Source organism: Nocardia takedensis NBRC 100417 (assembly GCF_000308695.1).
In the GTDB taxonomy this organism is placed as follows: domain Bacteria; phylum Actinomycetota; class Actinomycetes; order Mycobacteriales; family Mycobacteriaceae; genus Nocardia; species Nocardia takedensis.
Window position 1 is genome coordinate 39,398 of sequence record NZ_BAGG01000068.1, and the last position, 19,738, is coordinate 59,135.

The 19,738-nt window shown below is 70.1% G+C and carries 14 protein-coding genes and 1 tRNA gene; 6 read left to right on the top strand and 9 right to left on the bottom strand.

Annotated elements, in window-relative coordinates; translation table 11 throughout:
* Nucleotides 1–346: 346 nt before the first annotated feature.
* Nucleotides 347–431: transfer RNA gene (locus tag ON30_RS14885), tRNA-Leu, on the bottom strand.
* A gap of 177 nt (nucleotides 432–608) precedes the next feature.
* Between ON30_RS14885 and ON30_RS14890 the strand changes: the two genes are divergently transcribed.
* Nucleotides 609–1,175 carry a type 1 glutamine amidotransferase domain-containing protein gene (locus tag ON30_RS14890; protein ID WP_040707640.1) on the top strand — a complete coding sequence of 189 codons (567 nt, stop codon included), beginning with the start codon at nucleotides 609–611 and terminating at the stop codon, nucleotides 1,173–1,175.
* A gap of 49 nt (nucleotides 1,176–1,224) precedes the next feature.
* Complete coding sequence (locus tag ON30_RS14895) at nucleotides 1,225–1,539, top strand: hypothetical protein (protein ID WP_157183742.1); 315 nt, start codon at nucleotides 1,225–1,227, stop codon at nucleotides 1,537–1,539.
* Between the two features lie 55 nt (nucleotides 1,540–1,594).
* Here the strand turns inward: ON30_RS14895 and katG are convergent, their stop codons facing one another.
* From katG to ON30_RS14910, 3 genes are all read right to left on the bottom strand, one after another.
* A complete protein-coding gene (gene katG, locus ON30_RS14900) occupies nucleotides 1,595–3,808 on the bottom strand; it encodes a catalase/peroxidase HPI (RefSeq protein WP_040707643.1) in 2,214 nt (737 codons plus the stop codon).
* 35 nt (nucleotides 3,809–3,843) lie between these two features.
* Complete coding sequence (locus tag ON30_RS14905; protein WP_040707644.1) at nucleotides 3,844–4,260, bottom strand: Fur family transcriptional regulator; 417 nt, start codon at nucleotides 4,258–4,260, stop codon at nucleotides 3,844–3,846.
* A gap of 226 nt (nucleotides 4,261–4,486) precedes the next feature.
* Complete coding sequence (locus ON30_RS14910; protein ID WP_040707751.1) at nucleotides 4,487–5,428, bottom strand: TauD/TfdA dioxygenase family protein; 942 nt, start codon at nucleotides 5,426–5,428, stop codon at nucleotides 4,487–4,489.
* A gap of 270 nt (nucleotides 5,429–5,698) precedes the next feature.
* Here ON30_RS14910 and ON30_RS42270 point away from each other — a divergent pair, with 270 nt between their 5' ends.
* Nucleotides 5,699–6,718 carry an LLM class flavin-dependent oxidoreductase gene (locus tag ON30_RS42270; RefSeq protein ID WP_083911420.1) on the top strand — a complete coding sequence of 340 codons (1,020 nt, stop codon included), beginning with the start codon at nucleotides 5,699–5,701 and terminating at the stop codon, nucleotides 6,716–6,718.
* Nucleotides 6,719–6,772: 54 nt separating this feature from the next.
* On the opposite strand, the gene ON30_RS14920 is transcribed toward ON30_RS42270, so the two are convergent.
* On the bottom strand, nucleotides 6,773–7,717 hold the full coding sequence (locus ON30_RS14920) for an alpha/beta fold hydrolase (protein WP_040707647.1): 945 nt from the start codon (nucleotides 7,715–7,717) through the stop codon (nucleotides 6,773–6,775).
* A 132-nt stretch (nucleotides 7,718–7,849) separates the two neighbouring features.
* Complete coding sequence (locus ON30_RS36130; protein ID WP_051029367.1) at nucleotides 7,850–12,346, bottom strand: caspase family protein; 4,497 nt, start codon at nucleotides 12,344–12,346, stop codon at nucleotides 7,850–7,852.
* Nucleotides 12,347–12,668: 322 nt separating this feature from the next.
* Between ON30_RS36130 and ON30_RS14930 the strand changes: the two genes are divergently transcribed.
* The 3 genes from ON30_RS14930 to ON30_RS14940 all read left to right on the top strand — a co-directional run bounded on the left by ON30_RS14930 (nucleotide 12,669) and on the right by ON30_RS14940 (nucleotide 15,006).
* Entirely contained in the window at nucleotides 12,669–12,941 is a 273-nt protein-coding gene (locus tag ON30_RS14930; RefSeq protein ID WP_281004730.1) for a cold shock domain-containing protein, read from the top strand.
* A gap of 135 nt (nucleotides 12,942–13,076) precedes the next feature.
* Nucleotides 13,077–14,441 carry a M20/M25/M40 family metallo-hydrolase gene (locus ON30_RS14935; protein WP_373282545.1) on the top strand — a complete coding sequence of 455 codons (1,365 nt, stop codon included), beginning with the start codon at nucleotides 13,077–13,079 and terminating at the stop codon, nucleotides 14,439–14,441.
* 31 nt (nucleotides 14,442–14,472) lie between these two features.
* Complete coding sequence (locus ON30_RS14940; protein WP_040707649.1) at nucleotides 14,473–15,006, top strand: YbhB/YbcL family Raf kinase inhibitor-like protein; 534 nt, start codon at nucleotides 14,473–14,475, stop codon at nucleotides 15,004–15,006.
* Nucleotides 15,007–15,070: 64 nt separating this feature from the next.
* On the opposite strand, the gene ON30_RS14945 is transcribed toward ON30_RS14940, so the two are convergent.
* The 3 genes from ON30_RS14945 to ON30_RS14955 form a co-directional block, all read right to left on the bottom strand.
* Complete coding sequence (locus tag ON30_RS14945) at nucleotides 15,071–16,900, bottom strand: AMP-dependent synthetase/ligase (RefSeq protein ID WP_040707650.1); 1,830 nt, start codon at nucleotides 16,898–16,900, stop codon at nucleotides 15,071–15,073.
* A gap of 224 nt (nucleotides 16,901–17,124) precedes the next feature.
* The gene (locus tag ON30_RS14950; protein ID WP_063719882.1) at nucleotides 17,125–17,874 is read right to left on the bottom strand and encodes a GTP cyclohydrolase II; all 750 of its coding nucleotides are present in this window, start codon (nucleotides 17,872–17,874) and stop codon (nucleotides 17,125–17,127) included.
* A 92-nt stretch (nucleotides 17,875–17,966) separates the two neighbouring features.
* Nucleotides 17,967–19,433 (bottom strand): PfkB family carbohydrate kinase, encoded by a 1,467-nt coding sequence (locus tag ON30_RS14955; RefSeq protein ID WP_040707652.1) that lies wholly within the window; start codon nucleotides 19,431–19,433, stop codon nucleotides 17,967–17,969.
* Nucleotides 19,434–19,738 lie beyond the last annotated feature (305 nt).

Sequence of the window (19,738 nt, forward strand, 5' to 3'; positions counted from 1 at the left end):
GCTCATATCGAGAAGGTGTTGGCCGGGCATCGCGCGGCGCTGGAAGCGGGCGCGGATCCGCAGATCGTGGCCGAATGGATCAGTGAGACCGCCGCGCAACGCAGTCGACTACGCACCGAACTCGCCGCATTGGAGAAGGGCTACGCCGACCGGGCGTACCTGAGCAAGGCCCAGATCGCCGAACTGATCGACGGCCTCGGCGGCTGGATCACCGTGCTGCGCCGCGCGGAGCCGGGAGAGAAGTTGGAGGTGTATCGGCGGTTGGGCCTCAAACTCACCTTCGACCACGTCACACGGACAGTCGTGGCTGAAACCAAGCCACAACCGCCCGTGGGCGTAGTGGTCGTGTCCGGAGGGGGACTTGAACCCCCACGCCCGATAAAGGGCACTAGCACCTCAAGCTAGCGCGTCTGCCATTCCGCCACCCGGACAGGTGGAGCGCCACCGCGTGGTCGGTGGTGCTCAGCAAGGTTATCGGATGTGTCTGCGGGGACCAAATCGCGGTCCGACGTGCCGGTACCGGGGAGGGGCCAGGGGAGGGGAGGGCCGGATTGGGTGGGTGGTCGTGGGGTAGTCGGCCGGGAAGGGGGCGAGCGGAAGGAGAGCGTATGAGCACCGAACTCCAGGGGCGTCGGGTCGCGATCCTGGCGGCCGACGGGGTCGAGGAAGTCGAGTTCGTGCAGCCGCGGGACGCGGTGGTGGACGCCGGTGGGCGCACGGAGTTGTTGTCTATCGGGGCCGGGAAGATCCAGGCGATGAACCACGACGTGGAGGCGGCCGGGGAGTATGCGGTCGATCGCGTGGTGGGGGAGGCGTCGATCGCGGATTACGACGCGTTGGTGTTGCCCGGCGGGACGACGAATCCGGACAAGTTGCGCCAGGACGCGGCGGCGGTCGGGTTCGTGCGCGATTTCGTCGAATCCGGGAAGCCGGTGGCGGTGATCTGTCATGGGCCGTGGACGTTGGTGGAGGCCGACGTGGTGCGCGGCCGAACGTTGACCTCGTATCCGAGCGTGCGGACCGATATCCGCAACGCGGGCGGCACCGTGGTGGACCGTGAGGTGGTGCGCGACGGGACGTTGATCTCGAGCCGTAACCCGGACGATCTGCCCGCGTTCTGCGCGGCGCTGGTCGAGGTGCTCGCCGAACGTGAACCGGTGGGCGCGGCGAAGTGAGAGTCGTCCGCGTCCCACAGACATGGATCGAGCGACAGAGGAGGTAGCCGTGGTTTCCCGAGATGTGATCGCGCAGCTGCACCAGGACATCACGACCGCCGACAATTCCGGCGATCGTGAGAACGCCGAGCGGTTGCGGGGCGAATTGGCGACCGCGATCCGCGAGGACGCCGAGAACCGTGAACTGCCCGACCTGACCGGGGCCGGTTCGGCCCCGCAGCCGCCCGAATCCGGTTCGGGCGCGGGCTCTTTCGTTCGCCGTGCCGCCGAGGACCTCGGTCCCGGCAGTTACGAGCAGAGCGAGGGGATCGCCACCGACGCACCCGGGTCGGTGCCTCCCGAGGTCCAGGAGCCCCCGGACTGAGGGAGCGTGGAAAGAGGCCGGGCCGCTTGGGCCCGGCCTCTTCACGTGGGGGCGATCAGCGCACGTCGAACCGGTCGTTGTCGACGATCTTGACCCACGCGGCGACGAAGTCGTCCACGAACTTGGCCTCGGCGTCGCGCTGGGCGTAGACCTCGGCGACCGCGCGCAGCACCGAGTGCGAACCGAACACCAGGTCGTTGGCGGTGGCGGTCCACTTGGCCTTGCCGGTGGCCCGGTCGAAGCCCTCGTAGACGTTCTCCGCGGTCTCCGACGCCTTCCATTCGACGCTCTGGTCGAGCAGGTTGACGAAGAAGTCCGTGCTCAGCACGCCCGGACGGTCGGTGAACACGCCGTGCTCGGAGCCGCCGTGGTTGGCGCCGAGGGCACGCAGACCGCCGACGAGCACGGTGAGTTCCGGCGCGGTGACGTCGAGCAGGTAGGCCCGCTCCAGCAGCAGCCGCTCGAGCGGGGCCTTCTCACCGGCGCGCACGTAGTTGCGGAAGCCGTCGGCGCGGGGTTCCAGGACGGCGAACGAGTCGACGTCGGTGCTGTCCTGGTCGGCGTCACCGCGACCGGGGGTGAACGGCACCGTGACCGGGTGGCCCGCGTCGGCGGCGGCCTTCTCGACCGCGGCCGAACCGGCGAGCACGATCAGGTCGGCCAGCGAGATCTTCTTGCCACCGGTCGCGGAGGCGTTGAAGTCCTGCTGGATCCGCTCGAGCACGGGCAGCACCTCGGCGAGGACGGCGGGCTCGTTGATCTCCCAGTCCTTCTGCGGGGCCAGACGCACGCGCGCGCCGTTCGCGCCGCCGCGCTTGTCGGTGCTGCGGAACGATCCGGCCGAGGCCCAGGTGGTCTTGACCAGCTGCGCGACCGACAGGCCCGAGTCGAGGACCTTGGCCTTGAGGGCGGCCACGTCCTCATCGTCGACCAAGGCGTGGTCGGCGGTCGGGACCGGGTCCTGCCACAACTGCGGCTCGGCGACCCACGGGCCGAGGTAGCGGCTGATCGGACCGAGGTCGCGGTGCAGCAGCTTGTACCAGGCTTTGGCGAACGCCTCGGCCAGCTCCTCGGGATGCTCGAGCCAGCGGCTGGTGATCTCCCGGTAGATCGGGTCCTCGCGCAGCGCCAGGTCGGAGGTCAGCATCGTGGGCGTGCGGGCCGGGCCGTCGAACGGGTCGGGGATGGTGCCCTCGCCCGCGCCGTCCTTGGGCTTCCACTGCCAGGCGCCCGCGGGGCTCTTGGTCAGTTCCCACTCGTAGCCGTAGAGGTTCTGCAGGAACCCGTTGCCCCACTTGGTCGGGGTGGAGGTCCAGACGACCTCGAGGCCGCTGGTGATGGCGTCCTTGCCCTTGCCGGTGCCGTAGGCGCTCTTCCAGCCGAGGCCCTGCTGCTCGATCGGGGCGCCCTCGGGTTCGACGCCGACCAGTTCGGGGTTGCCCGCGCCGTGGGTCTTGCCGAAGCTGTGGCCGCCGACGATCAGCGCCGCGGTCTCCTCGTCGTTCATCGCCATGCGGCCGAAGGTGTCGCGGATGTCGCGCGCGGAGGCCACGGGGTCGGGCTGACCGTTGGGGCCTTCGGGGTTGACGTAGATCAGGCCCATCTGGACCGCGCCGAGGGGGTTGGACAGTTCGCGCTCACCGCTGTAGCGCTCGTCGCCCAGCCAGGTGTCCTCGGGGCCCCAGAAGACCTCCTCGGGCTCCCAGGTGTCGGCGCGGCCGAAGCCGAAGCCGAAGGTCTGGAAGCCCATGGACTCGAGCGCGACGTTGCCCGCGTAGACCAGCAGGTCCGCCCAGGAGATCTTGTTGCCGTGCTTCTGCTTGACCGGCCAGAGCAGGCGGCGGGCCTTGTCCAGGTTGGCGTTGTCCGGCCAGCTGTTGAGGGGGGCGAAGCGCTGCTGGCCCTGGCCCGCGCCGCCGCGGCCGTCGTGGATGCGGTAGGTGCCCGCGGCGTGCCAGCTCAGGCGGATGAACAGGCCGCCGTAGTGGCCGTAGTCGGCGGGCCACCAGTCCTGGGAGTTGGTCAGCACGGCGGTGACGTCGGCCTTGAGCTCGTCGAGGTCGAGCTTGGCGAATTCGGCGGGGTAGTCGAAGTCCGCACCGAGCGGGTTCGACTTCGACGTGTGGGCGTGCAGCACCGACACGTCGATCTGCTCCGGCCACCAGTCCTTGTTGGTGCGGGGGCGGTGTTCGGTCTTCGCGGTGGGCGAGGGGATCGCCGGATTCTCGCTCTCGCTGCGGCTTCCGGTGTGGGTGCTGTCGTCCGACACTGTTTTCCTTCCGAACTGGGTGGATGGGCTGTCGATCAGGGCTGTGACACGGGCTGCTGTGTCCGCGCGCAGGCGGGGCACAGCCCCCAGTAGATGACCTCGGCTTCGTCGATCGCGTACCCGTGGTCGTGGGACGCGCTGAGGCACGGAGTCTCGCCGACGGCGCAGTCGACGTCGGTGATGGCTCCGCAGGCTCGGCAGACGAGGTGGTGGTGGTTGTCGCCGACCCGTGACTCGTAGCGAGCCAGCAGGCCGGAGGGCTGGATCCGTCGGAGCAGGCCGACGGCGGTGAGCGCGTTCAACGAGTCGTAGACCGTCTGGTGCGACACGTGGGGCAGGGCTGTGCGCACCGCGCGGATGATCGAGTCCGTGTCGGCGTGCGGGTTGTCGTGCACGGCCCCCAGCACCGCGACCCGCGGGCGGGTCACGCGCAGTGCGGCGTCTCGCAACATCCGCTGGTACTCCGAGGCCGGTGGCACGCCACGAGTCTTATCCCTTTTCTGGAATGAGTCAAGTGAAGTTCGGGCTAAAAATTGTGCCGATTCGATCTATCTCCGCGCGCCGTGAGCTCGTAGTGGCCGACGAAACCGCAGGTGGACAGGGGTGCGTGCGGACACGCGGGAGCCCGCCGCCCAAAAGGGTCGGCGGGCTCCGTGGGTGGTCGGCGGGCGCGGCGAGTCAGGAGCCGAAGAACGGCTCACCCTCGAGCGACTCCGACTTGCGGCCGTCCACGCCCTCGGGCACATCGCCCTCGAGGGTGACCCGGTAGAGCACGCGGTCGTGGTCGAGATGGCCCGCGTCGGGGATAGCCAGGTGCGCGGTGGCGCGGTTGTCCCAGAACGCGACGCTGCCCGGTTGCCAGCGGAAGCGCACCGTGTACTCGGTGCGGGTGGCCTCCTCCCACAGCGCCTCGAGCAGATGCGAGCTCAACCGGGGGCCGAGATCGCGGATGCTCTTGGCTTTGCGGGTGAAACCGGGGCTGACGAACAGCGCGCGCTCACCGGTCTCCGGGTGCACCCGCACCACCGGGTGGAAGGTGCGCAGCGGTTTGTTCGAGATCACCTCGCCGCGCGCACTGCCCCTGGCCGCGCGATTCTCGAACGTGTGCTCCGCGTCGAGGGTGTCGACGAATTCGCGCAGACGCTCGGGCAGATTCTCGTAGGCCGCGACGAGATTGGTCCACGCCGTGTCACCGCCGTACGGGGGCAGGATGTCCGAGCGCAGAATCGAGAACGCGGGCGGATTGACCAGCGCGGTGACGTCGGTGTGCCAACTGCTGTCGTAGGAGGTGCGCCTGCGACCGTAGAGTTCGTCGTAACGCCTGCTGTCGATCGGCAGGATCTCCGGAAATCCCGCGGGCGGATTCTCCTCGTACGGATGCGCCGGGGTGACTTTTCCGAATCGGCGCGCGAAAGCGATCTGTTCGGCATGGCCGATGGACTGGTCGCGGAAGAACACGACCTTCCATTGCAGCAGTGCCCGCCGGATCTGCGCGATCACCTCCTCGGACAACTCGGCCGCCAGATCGACGCCGGAGATCTCCGCGCCGGTGTAGCCGGACAAAGGCTGCACGCCGATCGCGGATTCGGCGGAAATCGGTTGTACCGCAGTGCTCGTCATCGGACCCACCACCTGTCGTCGTTCGGGAGAGGACGTGCTCGAAGCGTAGGTCCACGCCTGGGGCCCGCCCCCGGTTGCGATCGCGAAGATCGGCTACACGAACCGTGCAGTTCGGCTTGAACACCCGCCGTGAACGCGGGGAACGCGCTGTCCGCGCCCGCCTTTGGAATCACCCGGATTCGGTCGCTTGTCCGCGATACCGGCCGCGACGCAGGGTAGAGGCGAACTGTGTTCGCGGCGCGAACCCCCGATATCGTCACGGAGCCAGGAATGCCACAGGACAGACTGTTTCTCAACGTCGGGGTCAACAGCACCGGCTACCACCGCAATTCGTGGTCCGCGCCCGGGCAGCGCTGGGACCGGTTCCTGTCGACCGAGCACTACCTCGCGGTGACCGAACTCGCGCACCGCGGCACCTTCGACGCGATATTCCTGTCCGACCATCCGGCGCTGCAACGCGCCGAGACCAGCAGGCCGCTGCATTCACTGGACCCGATCGTCCTGTTCACCGCGCTGACCGCCCGCGTCCCCGATATCGGCGTGGTGATCACCGCGTCGAGTTCCTACAATTCCCCCTACAATCTCGCGCGCCGGTTGGCCAGTCTCGACCACCTCTCCGGCGGTCGGGTGATCTGGAACGTGGTGTCGAGTTTCAATCCCGACATCGCCGCGAATTTCGGCGCCGAACCCTTGCCGGACCGCGCCGCGCGCGATCGCCCACGGCCGCGACCCGGATGCCGTGCGGTTGCTGCCCGGTCTGGTCCCGATCGTCGCGGACAGCACCGAGGCGGCGTTGCGCGCGCAAGAACGGCTCAACGGCCACCCCGACGAGGAGTCGCTGCTGCGCGAATTCGCCGCGGCGCACGGTCTGCCCGCCGACCCGGACGCCGTCCTCACCGTCGACCGGTTCCCGGTGGATCCGGACCGGCAGCAGCCCGTCGGCTTCGCCCGGTCGCTGCACGAAGTGGTCGCCACCGAGCGGATCACGCTGCGGCAGTTGGCCCGTCGCGTGGAGGGCGGGCACCGGTTGGTGCTGGGCACGCCCGCCGAGGTCGCCGAGCAGATCCTGGACTGGTGGCGCGCGGGCGTGGTCGACGGCTTCACCGTCCAGCCGCCCTCGCTGCCGGGGGATCTGCGGGTCTTCGTCGACGAGGTGATCCCGCTGCTGCGCGCCGCGGGCGCTTTCCCGTCGACCTACACCGAATCCACGGTGCGCGCCCGCTTCGGACTGCCGCGCGTGGCGGTCCGAGCCGAGCGTTGACCCGCGGGACGGTCGGAGCGCACGCGTGAGGCGCCGATCGGGCTGCCCGGCATCGCTGTTCCGGTCGAGCGCCGGCGGGCCGCTCACGCCGCGGCGGCCACCGGGGTGGGATCGGCGACGGCGCGCGAGAGCAGGCGGGTCAGTGCTTCGGCGACCGGCGCGGGCCGCTCGAACAGCACCGAGTGACCCGCGCCCTCGATCAGCACCAGATCGGCGTAGTCGACGGCGGCGGCCATCGCGACCGAATGCGCGGGCGGGGTCATGAGGTCGGCCGAACCGCACAGCACCACCGTCGGAACACGGGACAGGATCGGCAGCGCGTCGCGGCGGTCGTAATCCATGAACTCCCGCAGGAACCCGGCCATCGTCACGATCGGCGTCTGGTTGTGCATCGCGTTGGCCAGGGCCAGCACCTGTGGGCCGACGCGGCGGTCGCCGAATTCGGCGGTGCGGATGACCGGGCCGAACACCCGGCCCGCCACTTTCTTCACGCGCTGCATGAGGCCGGGAGCGTGTCGCACCGCCCCTTGGAAGGCCGAGACCAGCGGGTTGCGCAGCAGACGTCCGAAGCCCGCGTCGGCGAGTCCGTGCGCGGCGGTCGCGATGAGCGCGACCCCGACGACGCGGGAGCCGATGTCGTGCGGGTGGCGCGCGGCGTAGGTGAGCGCGGTCATCCCGCCCATGGAGTGGCCGACCAGCACGACCGGGCCGGTCGGCACGAGGGCGTCGAGGACTTCGCGCAGGTCGTCGGCGAGCTGGTCCAGGGTGTAGGTGCGGCGGTCGCCCGCGGCGGACTCGCCGTGGCCGCGGTGGTCGTAGGAGACAACCCGCAGGTCGCCGTGCTCGCGCAGCAGATCGTCGCGCACGGCCGCCCAGGACTCGGCGCGCAGGCAGTGCCCGTGCAGCAGGACCACGGTCAGCGCGGCCCGGCGGGGGCCGTACTCGCGGACCGCCAGTCGCACGCCGTCGGCGGTACGGACTTCACCTCGGCGCGCCGCCGAGGCGGTGAGTGCGGTGATGCTCGCCATGGTGACTCCGATTCGCCGGGTGGGGGACTTCTCCCACTCTGCGCCGCCCGCGCCCGCCTCGGCAGGCCCCCGAAGGTGCGGGTCCGGGCACCGAGGTGGCGTCGAACCCCACCCAGGTGTTGGCGGCCGCGCTCAGCGCCCCCGGGTGAGGACGACGATGTCGTTGCCCAGTCCGAGGATGATCTCCGCGGACGGACCGACCGCCACCGTCGGCTGCGGAATCGGGCAGTCGATGATCGCGGTCGCCGACCCCGGTCCCGTCGCCGCGTGCACGGTGTGCAGGTGGCGGGCGATGGTGGCGCGTTCGGTGCCGGTGGCCAGGTCCCAGATCCGCACGGTGTTGTCGATGCCGGTGCTGATCGCCAGTGGCCGGTCGCCCAGGTGCGCGACGACGACGGCGATCACCTCGCTGGTGTGTCCGGTGAGGGTGGCCCGTTCGCGGGCGGTGGTGAGGTCCCAGATGCGCACGGTGTGGTCGTCGCTCGCGGTGACCGCGACGGGGCGGTCGCCGAGGGCGGTGACGGCCAGGGCGTTGACCGCTTCGGTGTGTCCGGACAGGGTGGCGCGGTGGGTGCCGGTGGCCAGGTCCCAGATCCGCACGGTGGCGTCCTCGCCCGCGCTGACGGCGACGGCGTGTCCTTCGACGGTGGTGCAGGCGACCGCGTTGACCCAGCGGCTGTGTCCGGTGAGGGTGGCGCGCTGGGTGGCGGTGGCCAGATCCCAGACGCGCACGGCGTCGTCGTGGGCGGTGGTGACGGCGAGCGCGCGCCCGTCGACGTGGGCCACCGCCATCGCGATCACCACGCTGGTGTGCCCGGTGAGCGCGCCGCACTGGGTGGCGGTGCGCAGATCCCACAGTCTGACGGTTTCGTCCCGGCCCGCGGTGACTGCGATCGGATGGCCGTGGACGTGGGTGACGGCGACCGCGTTGACCAGCATGGTGTGTCCGGTGAGGACCGTGCAGGACGTCTGGCCGGTGAGATCCCAGACGCGCACGGTGTTGTCCCAACTCGTGGTGACGGCGACCGGTCGACCCGACAGTTCGGCCACCGAGACCCGGTGGATCGGTCGGGTGTGCCCGGCGAGGACGGCGCGTTCGGCGGCGTCGGTGAGATCCCACACGCGCACGGTGTTGTCCCGGCCGGTGGTCAGCGCGACGGGCGTGCGGTCTATGTCGGCGACCGCGACCGCCGCCAGCCATCCGTTGTCGTTGCCGTTGTCGGTCGCGCCGGGTGTGGTGTCCAGGTCCCAGACGCGCGCGGTGCGGTCCTCGCCGGTGGTGATCGCCACCGGGTGTCCGTCGACGTCGGCCACGGCGACGGCGATGACCGGGGCGGTGTGCCCGGTGAGCGTCTCGCGCGGTGTGGCGCCGGTGAGGTTCCAGATCCGGGCGGTGCGGTCCTGGCCGGTGGTGATCGCGACCGGTTGCCCGTCGATGTCGGCGACCGCGCCCGCGATCACCCAACTGGTGTGTCCGCGCAGGACGGCTCGTTGGGTGTGGGCGAACAGATCCCAGACGCGGACGGTGTGGTCGTCGCCTGCGGTGACGGCGACGGGGCGGCCGTCGAGGCGGGTGGTCGCGACCGCGCCGACCGCGCCGGCGTGCCCGGTCAGGACGGCGGTCTGGGTGCCGGTGCGCAGGTCCCAGACGCGGACTGTCTCGTCCTGGCTCGTGGTGACGGCGATCGGGATGCCGTCGATGTCGAGGGTGGCGACGGCGTTGAGCCAGCTCTCGTGTCCGCGCAGGACGGCGCGTTCGGTGCCGGTGGCGAGGTCCCAGACGCGGGCGGTGTGGTCGTCGCCGGTGGTGACGGCGACGGGGCGGCCGTCGATCCGCGTGCAGGTCACGGCGTCGACCCAGCCGGTGTGTCCGGTCAGGACGGCTCGGGTGGTCGCGGTGTGCAGGTCCCAGATCCGTGCGGTGTGGTCGTCGCTGGTGGTGACCGCGACGGGGTGGCCGTCGAGGTCGGTGACGGCGACGGAGTTGACCGGTTCGGTGTGTCCGGTCAGGACGGCGGTCTCGGTGGCGTCGGTGAGGTCCCAGACGCGGGCGGTGTGGTCGTTGCTGGTGGTGATCGCGACGGGGCGGTGTTCGAGGGTGGTGCAGACGACGTCGTTGACCCAGCCGCGGTGGCCTTGCAGGACGGCGCGTTCGGAGGCGGTGGCCAGGTCCCAGATGCGGGCGGTCTCGTCCTTGCTGGTGGTGACGGCGACGTGGTGCCCGTCGACGCGGTGGACGGCGACGGCGTTGACCGCGAGGGCGTGTCCGGCGAGGGTGCCGCGGTGGGCGCGGTGGGTGAGATTGCCGGTGGCCCACCGTGGTTGCCAGATCAGGGTGCGGTTGAGTTCGCGCAGTTGGTCCTCGGCGTGGAAGCGGGCGGCGTCCAGGGCCAGGACCTGGCGGCGGCGCGCGGACGGCAGGGTGCGGTGGCGGTCGGCCGAGCAGCGGTAGATGGCGCGGGTCAGGCGACCGGTTTCGGTGGCGATCGTGGGGAGGGCGGCGAGCAGGGCTTCGGGGACGGCGTGGACGAGGTAGTCCATGTCGGCGATCAGGTCGTCGAGTCGGGCGGCGTGGGCGGCGTGGGTCGCCAAGTGGCGCAACGTGTACGGGTGGGCGCGTGACCAGTCGCGGTGTCCGTCGGCGGTGACGGGGACGCGTCCGCGCAGCACTTCGAAGAAGGCGGTGTGCACGGTGATCGGGTCGTGGTCGCCTTTGAGGTATTCGGCCATCGCGCGGTGATAGGGGCGGTAGGCCGAGCGTCCGGCCTCGGTGGATTCGACCATGAACGATTCGGCGTTGCGGCGCAGCCACATCAGGTCGTCGTCGGTGTAGTCCGCGCCCGCGATGCGCGAGGCCAGCGGCGCCCACAGGTCTTCCCAGGGCAGGCCCTCGCCTTCGGCGAAAGCCAAGGGACGCAGCAGCGCTCGCGCCTTGTCGGCGTTCTCGCGCAGCCGTGATTCCAGGTCGAGGTGCATCGCCTGGTCGAGCAGCTTGGGCAGTGAGCGTTGCCAGTCCAGGTCGTAGGGATCTGGGATCCGCGGGTCGGCGGCGAGTGTCTCGGTGACCGTGCGCGCCACCAGGAACGAGGGCGCCGACTGCGCGGCGACGGCGTGGGCGATCGCGCCGACGAAGACGCCATCCAGGCGGGCGTACACGGTTTCGGGTGTGCCCTCGACCAGTCCGCGACGCACGTAGGCCGCCAGTGCGGGGAAGTCGACGTAGTCGGGGGCGTCCAGATCGATCGCATCGGCGCGGTCGGCGCGCAGCGCCTTCAACAGATCGGGTCTGGTCCCGACCAGCAGGCGGAAACTGCCGCCGCAGTGATGCACCAACGGCCACAGCAACTCCCGGACCAGTTCGTCGGGATTCTCGGCTTCGTCGAGTGCGTCGATCAGCACCGTCATCGTGCCCTCGCGCCGCCGCAGCGCGCCGACCAGTTCGGTCCCCTTGCCCGCGGGAACGTCGGCGGCGGCGGCGATCCCGGCCCGCACCTCCTCGACGCTGAGCCGTCGCGCGTGGAAGGCGACGTCCACCGACCCCGGCGGCGGAACGGCGGCCTCGGGCAGACCCAAGGTGGCGGTCGGGACGATGCGGCGGTACTCCGGGTGGGTCAGCGTGGCGATCAGTCCCAGCACGGCGGACTTGCCGGACCCCGGCGCACCGGTCACCGCGAGCAGCGGACGGGCCGCGCGCGGTTCGCTGAGCCAGGCGCTGATGTCGGTGAGCGCGCGATGGCGTCCGCAGAACCACCAGAAACGCGGGTCCGTGCTGCCACGGGCCAGCGGGAGCAGGCGGTTGCGGAACTCGTCGTCGCGGCGGGTGCTGTGGGATTCGCGTTCGGCCACCCGGGCCAGCACCAAATCGACCTCGGAGGGCTTGCGGCGCGGATTGGGCAGGAACGGGGGGACCGGTCCGCTGCCGCGCACATGGTGGAATTCCACGCGCTGCTCCCGGCTCAGCTCCGGATTGCGTTGCAGCGCCTTGGTGATGGTGTCCAGCGGCAGCGTATCGGGGATCTCGCCCGCGGTCGCTCCCGACTCGGCCGCCTCGCGGAACAGTCGCGGGAACACCCCGGCGCGGGCGAACTGCCGCGGCTGGGTGGAGGTGATCACCACCACGCCGTTGTCGGGTTCGTCGCGCCAGTGACCGGTCACGGCGGTGGCCGAGGCGGCGGCGAATTCCGCGCCGCCCTGTCCCGAATAGCAGGTGTCCAGGATCAACAGCAACCGCCGCACCGGCGTGCCCAGCAACATGACCCGCGCGAGTTCGGTGGTCGTCATCGCGGAGGGCAGGTCGGCCGGGTCGGTGTCGGAGGTCACCAGCACGTACTCGCCGGTCTGATCGAGGCGGTGGCCGTGCCCGGTGAAGTAGAACACCACGATGTCCTGCGGGCGCAGGTCGCCGCGGATGCAGAAACCGCGCAACTCCTTGCGGAGCTGGAACTGCGTGGGGTTCATGCCGAGGGTGGTGACGAATTCGTAGCCGAACCGCTCGGTGAACAGCTCGATCATCTGCTCGCGCGCCTGCTCGAGCCCCGGACGGTTCCAGTGCGGGGCCTCGGTGTGCGTCGCGACTGCGGTGGCCAGCAGGTACCGCCGCGGCTGTTCGCCGTGGTCAGGGGCGGTCATGCCCACCCCCGTCGGTACCGTGCCCGAACACTGCCCGCGCCACCCCGCCCTCCCTGCGTCACCGGGTCCTCCCCTGAACCTATCGTGACGGCGCGCGAATATGTCACGGTCGCCGAATCCGGTTTCGGACAACGCGTTCCGCGAGGGCGGCGCGCCGGGGCGACTCGCGCACGGCGGGTCCTCGATTCGCCGGCGACGAATCGAGGTGTTTTCATTCTCGGATTCGGGGTAGACGGCAGATACCCCGAAGGTGACCGGTATTACGTGTGCCCGGTCACAGTCGGTCTGCCGCACAGACTTCAGTGGAAGGACGAGACACCGGATGCAGGTTTCCGATTCGGAGAACACCGTCATGTCGGCAACGTCGGCGCCGGAGTGGCGGCGCGGCATCGTGTCCTGGTTCGACGGACCGAAGGGATTCGGGTTCATCCAGCCCGCGGGAGCGCCGCAGTTGCCGGTGTTCGTGGAGCACTCCTGTATCGACGCGCCCGGCTACCGGGTCCTCGTGGAAGGCCAGTCGGTGCTGTTCCGTCACCACGTCGGCAGCGGGCGCTCCCGCGCGGCGGTGGTGCGCCCGCTGCCCGCCGGAGCCTGAACCGCGCTGGTCGCGAGTTCGGCTCACCGTGATGCTGATCGCCGCGAGCGCGAAACCGCACGCCGGAAACGGGTGTGCGCTCGCGCGCGGGCGGCGGTGGCGCGGCACGGGTCCGGGCAGTGGTAGGAAAGGAACGTGTCCGTTACTGGCGAAGCATCCGGATCGATCGACGGCGGCTCCCGCGCGGTGGACGAGGTCGTCGACCTGGTCAGCAAGCTGATCAGGTTCGACACCTCCAACACCGGGGAGTTGGCGACCACCAAGGGCGAGCGCGAATGCGCCGAATGGGTGGCCGAACGTCTGCGGGAGGTGGGCTACACCACCGAGTACGTGGAATCCGGCGCCCCCGGCCGCGGCAATGTGTTCGCCCGGTTGCAGGGCGCGGATTCCGGGCGGGGCGCGCTGCTCATGCACGGCCACCTCGACGTGGTGCCCGCCGAGGCCTCGGACTGGAGTGTGCACCCGTTCTCGGGGGCGGTCCGCGACGGCTACGTGTGGGGTCGCGGCGCGATCGACATGAAGGACATGTGCGGCATGATGCTGGCGGTCGCGCGCCAGTTCAAACGCGAGGGCACCGTGCCGCCGCGCGACATCGTCTTCGCCTTCCTCGCCGACGAGGAGGCGGGCGGCACCTGGGGTTCGCAGTGGTTGGCCGATAACCGGCCCGACCTGTTCGACGGCATCACCGAGGCGGTCGGCGAGGTCGGCGGCTTCTCGCTGACCGTCCCGCGCCCCGACGGCACCGAACGGCGCCTGTACCTGGTGGAGACGGCCGAGAAGGGGCTGGGCTGGATGCGCTTGCGCGCCAAGGCCCGCGCCGGACACGGGTCGTTCCTGCACGAGGACAACGCCGTGACCATCCTGGCCGAGGCGGTCGCCCGGTTGGGCAGGCATACCTTCCCGCTGGTGGTCTCGGATTCGGTGGCCGAATTCCTGGCGGTGGTCTCGGAGGAGACGGGCCTGACCTTCGACCCGGACAGCCCCGACATCGAGGGTCAGCTCGCGAAATTGGGCACGATCTCGCGCATCATCGGCGCGACGTTGCGCGACACCGCGAATCCGACCATGCTCCAGGCCGGCTACAAGGCCAACGTCATCCCGCAGACCGCGGAGGCCGTCATCGACTGCCGGGTGGTGCCGGGCCGCCGCGAGGCATTCGAGCGCGAGGTGGACGATTTGATCGGCCCCGACGTCGAACGCGAGTGGATCACCGCGCTGGATTCCTACGAGACCACCTTCGACGGCGACCTCGTCGACGCGATGAACGCCGCGATCCTGGCCCACGATCCGCAGGGCCGCACCGTGCCCTACATGCTCTCCGGCGGCACCGACGCGAAAGCCTTCGCCCGCTTGGGAATCCGCTGCTTCGGGTTCGCGCCGCTGCGCCTGCCGCCCGAACTGGACTTCACCGCGCTGTTCCACGGTGTGGACGAGCGGGTTCCGGTCGACGCGCTGGAGTTCGGCACCCAGGTCCTGGAACACTTCCTGCTCAACAGCTGAATCGTCCGTCCCCGACGAGGAAAGAGAGTCGATGACCCACAACCCGTACGACGCCCTGCCGCAGGTGCCGAGTTTCACCCTGACCTCCGAAGACGTCACCGACGGCGGCCCGCTGGGCAACGAACAGGTCAGCGGCGTGTTCGGCGCGGGCGGCAAGGATGTCTCGCCGCAGCTGTCGTGGTCCGGATTCCCCGCCGAGACCAAGAGTTTCGCCGTCACCGTCTACGATCCGGACGCGCCGACGGCCTCGGGCTTCTGGCACTGGGCGGTGGCCGACATCCCGGCCTCGGTGACCTCGCTGGCCCCGGGCGCGGGCAACGCGGGCAACGAGGGCGGCGCGCTGCCCGTCTCCGCGATCACCCTGAACAACGACGGCGGCTTCGCCGGGTACGTCGGCGCCGCGCCGCCGGCGGGCCACGGCCCGCACCGCTACTTCATCGTGGTGCACGCGGTGGACGTCGAGAGCCTCGGCATCGACGCCTCCGCCACCCCGGCCTTCCTGGGCTTCAACCTGTTCTCGCACACCTTGGCCCGCGCGGTCCTGGTGGGCACCTACGAACAGTAGGAACGCCGAACGGCCGATGGCCCCGAGTCCTGGGACTCGGGGCCATCGGCGTATCGGGCGCGGATCAGAGGCTGATCACGGTGTCCGGCAGCGGCGTCGCGTACAGCGACACGATCTGCTCGGCGTACTTGGCCGCGATCGGGTTGCGCTTGAGCTTCATCGTCGGGGTCAGCTCGTCGCCGCCCGGCTCCCACGGCGCGCCGACCACGGTGAAGCGCTTGATCTGCTCGACCCGCGAGAGCTTCTTGTTGCCCTCCAGGATCGCCGCGCGCACTTCCTCGACGATCTTCGGGTTCCTGGCCAGCGCGGCGATGTCGTCGCCCGGGACGTCGAGGTCCTTGGCCCGCACGGCCGCGGTGTCCACGTCGAGCACGACCAGCGCCGCGATGTAGGGCCTGGCCTCGCCGATCGCCACGACCTGACCGATCAGCGAGGACGCCGCCTTGACCGCGTTCTCGATATTGGTCGGGGAGACGTTCTTGCCCGACTCGTTGATGATCAGTTCCTTCTTGCGATCCACGATGCGCACGTACCCGTCCGCGTCGATGGTCGCGACGTCGCCGGTGGCCAGCCAGCCGTCGGCGTCGATGGCTTCCTTGGTCTTGTCCGGCTGCTTGCGGTAGCCCGGGGTGACGATGGGGCCGCGCACGAGCAGTTCGCCGTCCTCGCCCAGGCGCAGTTCCAGGCCGTCCACGGCCCGGCCGACCGAGCCGGGGCGCGGCTTGTCCAGTTCGGTGTAGGTGGCCACGCCGGTGGTCTCCGACATGCCCCACACCTCGGAGACGGTGAAACCGAGGCCGAGGAAGTACTCGAGGGTCTCGGCGGGGATCGCGGCCGCCCCGGAGGAGGCGACGCGCAGGTTCTGCAAGCCGAGGGCCTGGCGCAGCTTGGACAGCACCAGCGCGTCGGCGAGCTTGTACTGCACCGACAGCACCGGGCTCACGCCGCGGCCCGCGAGGTCCGCGCGCGCCTTGGCGACACCGGTGTCGATGGCCCACAGCGCCAACTTCTTCTTGACCGGGCTCGGCTCGGCGGCGAGTTTGTTGTCGATGCCCGCTTTGATCTTCTGCCAGACGCGGGGCACGCCGAAGAAGATCGTCGGCGCGGCGTCGGGCAGCGCGGCGGCGATCTCGCGCGGATCGGGGACGCAGGTGATGAGGATGCCGGTGAGCAGGCTGATCGCGTGCCCGGAGATCCGATCGGCGACGTGCGCGGCGGGCAGGTAGGAGATCGCCCGGTCGTCGAAGCCGACCGCGAGCGGGCCCTTCACCAGCGCGATGATCTGCGCGATGGCGTTGCGGTGGGTGATCTCGACGCCCTTGGACGGGCCGGTGGTGCCCGAGGTGTAGATCAGCGTCGCCAGATCGTCGGCGGTGACGGCCCGCCAGGCGGCGTCGAAGTCGAAGTCGGGCGCGGCCTTGGCCTCGACGTCCTCGAGCGACAGCGTGCCCGCCGCCGGACCGTCGACCAGCACGATGTGCTCGACCGGGGTGTCGGCGGCCCGGATGGAGTCCAGGAACGCGCTCTCGGTGACGACGACCTTGTTCTCGGCGTTGTTGAACAGATGGGTGATCTGTTCGGGGGAACTGGTGTTGTAGATCGAGAACGGGATCGCGCCCAGATGCAGCAGCGCCGTGTCGACCAGGTTGAAGTCCGGTCGGTTGGTGAGCATGATGCCGACCGCGTCGCCGTGTCCGACGCCCAGTCCCGCGAAGCCCGCGGCCAGTGACTTCACCCGCGCGGCGTAGTCCTTCCAGGTGATCTCCCTGGTGCCGCCGACGGTGCGCAGCGCGACCGCGTCCGGTCGCAGTGTCACGGTCTCCTGGAACGCCGCGGGAATGGTGTAAACCGTCTTCCCCGATTCGTGGGCGAATCCTATTTCTCGTGTGCTCATAGTCCCTGTCCCGATATCTCTGTCGTGAGCCGTCCTCGACGCGTCCCGCAGGGTCGCTGTCGGGCAGGGTCCGCGCTCACGACAGAGTGTGGCGTGTGTTGTGTCATCGTCGCACGGACCGGCGCGTCATCGAGTGGCGCGGCTCACTTATCGTAGCCAGACGATGGCCGGTTCTGTGTCCGTTGTGTCCGTTATGTCATCGGCGGCCACCGAACCGACCGACCTCAGCCCGTGTGGTCCGCCCGTCGGGAGCGGTAGCGGCCCGGCCGGACCTCGGCCTCCGGATCATCCGACCACGCGGCGTCGTCGGGCAGGATCGGCATCGGCAACGTCGTCTCCGGCGAGGCGAACTCGGCCGCCCACGGCCCGAGGGTCCCCGTCGGCAGCCAGTGCGACCCCGCATCGCGTTTGGTCTGGAGATATCTGCGCGCGCGTTCGCTGCGCGGGCGGGTCAGCAGCGGTTCCACGATCACCCGGATGCCGTTGGCCTCCAACGCGGCGGCCTTGGTCGGATTGTTGGTCAACAACCGCACGCGGCGCAGACCCAACGCGCGCAGCCCCCGCGCGGCCGGGACGTAGGACCGGGCATCGCGGGGCAGGCCCAGTCGGTCGTAGCTGGTGAAGGTGTCCACGTCGTGGCGCTCACTCTCACGCAACCCCAGCGCCTTCGCGATCAGGCCCGCACCACGCCCCTCCTGTTCGAGATAGGCCAGCACCCCGCTGCCCTCGCCCTGGATCATGTCCATCGCCAGATCCAGTTCCGGTCCGCAATCGCAGTCCTCGGAGCCCAGCGCGTCGCCGTAGAGGCAGCGCGAATGGATCCTGACCAGGCAGTCGTCGGCGACATCCCCGAAAGCGAGCAGGTGACCGCCGTCGCGGTCCCCGGGTAACTCCCGCACCGAGACCCGCAGTTCGCGACCTTTGCGTGTCAATCGGTGTGCGGTGTCGGCGAGACTCCACGAAGTGGTGGTCAATGCTCCTCCGAAGCATGAGTGGGGAAGGAATCCGGACGCGTACGACGAGACGATAGCGCCGCCCCGGCGGGCGAATGATCACGGCGTGCGCGCTAGCGGGGCGAGAATCCGACGATGCGATCGATCTCCGCCGGATCGGGCATCGCCTCCGGGATGTCGCCGAGGGACTGCGTGGCGGCCATCGCCGCCGTCGCCCACCGGAACGCCTCGTGATCGGCGCGGCCCTCGCCCAGCACCAGACGGCGCGCGAGCGCGGCCATGAACGCCGCACGCGCGCCGATGGATTCGCGCAGTTGAGCGGCCGCGAACCGGCCGACGTGCAGCACCGAATCCGCGTCCGAGGTGGCACGGCACTCCAGACCTTCCACGGTGCACACCGTGTCCACGCCGAGTGCCAGCAGTTGCGCCGCCGTGTCCTGGCCGTCGGCGGGATCGGTGAGCAGACCGCCGAGTTCCTGACTGCTGCCGATGAGATAGTCGACCCGCCGCAGGTACTCGTAGACGTACTGCGGGGCGTCGATGGGCGGAGTCGGCTGCACCAGCAGCCACGGCGCGTCGGCGGTGCGCAACAGGCGCATCGCCTGCTGGATGACCGGGATCGGCTGCTCGAAAGTCAGCAGCACCGCGTCGGCGTCGGTGATCGCCTGGCGCGCGGCCGGTTTGTTGAGATCCTGGGGCATCAGGCACACGCTCTGATCGGCGCCGCCGATGGTGGCGATCGCGCCCTCGCTGGTCATGATGACCGCCGCCACCGGGGTGGGTTCGCCCGCAACGACTTTGACCAGATCGACATCGACGCCTTCCCGACGCAGATAGCGCAGGATGCGCTGTCCCGCCGGATCGTCGCCGATCGCGGTGATCAAGCGCACCTCGAAGCCCAGACGCGCGGCGGCGACGGCGCGGTTGAGTCCCTTGCCCCCCAGGTGCTCCTCGAATCGTCCGCGCGCGGGTCGCCCACCGGCGGTGGGGATGTGGTCGGTGATGTACTGGTGATCGATGACCGCCGCGCCGATCACGGTCACGGTGCCGATCCTCGGGCGTCCGGCCTCGGCGCTCGCGCGCGGATCGTCCGCCGCCTGGGCCTCGTCGGTGAGCAGGGCCGCCAGCGCGCCGAAGGCGCGGCGCTCGGGTGTCGCGCGCAGGGTGCGCACCGTGGGCGGGGTCGGAATCGTTGTCGCGCCCAGCGATTCGTGCAGCACCCGCCAGTGCACGGTGAGATATTCGCGGCGCGCGCCCAGATCGGGGGCGTAGAGTCGGTCGAGTTCGATCCCGGCGGGCGGTTCGGCGCGCAGCAGACCGAGCGCGAGCGCCGCGTCGGCGATGAGACGGTCGGTCGGGTCGAGGCGGTCGGCCACCTCGCGCACCACCTCGAGGACCACCTGATCCGGTGGCAGACCGTCGCGGAACGCGCGATCCTGGACCACGCGCAGCGCCAGCAGCGGGCCGATGTCGACCTGGGTGGTGCGCAGCCGGGCCGCGCCCGCCGCCAGACCGCGGTGCTTGCCGAGTCTGGACAGCGTGTCGCGCACGGCGACCAGCGCCGAATCCTGCGCAGCCATAGGCAGATCCACCCCTCCGCGTGGCCGATGCCGATTCGTCGTCCCGCGCTCACGATAGGCGCGAGCCCGGCGTTTAGCCAGCCGGTACGCGGTTATTACTACCAGTGTCATGCCAATTGACGTAGCTGAGGCGTCATTTGGCAGATTGGGAGTAGCGATGACGCGACCGACCGGCCACACTGGTGGGTAGGCGCGCAGTCGCCCACCAGGAACTCGGGAGGGGTCTGGTGATGAGAACGAAGCTCGTGACACGGGGAATACGCCGCTGCGGGGAGGTTCTCACCGAGATCGTCAGCACCCAGTCG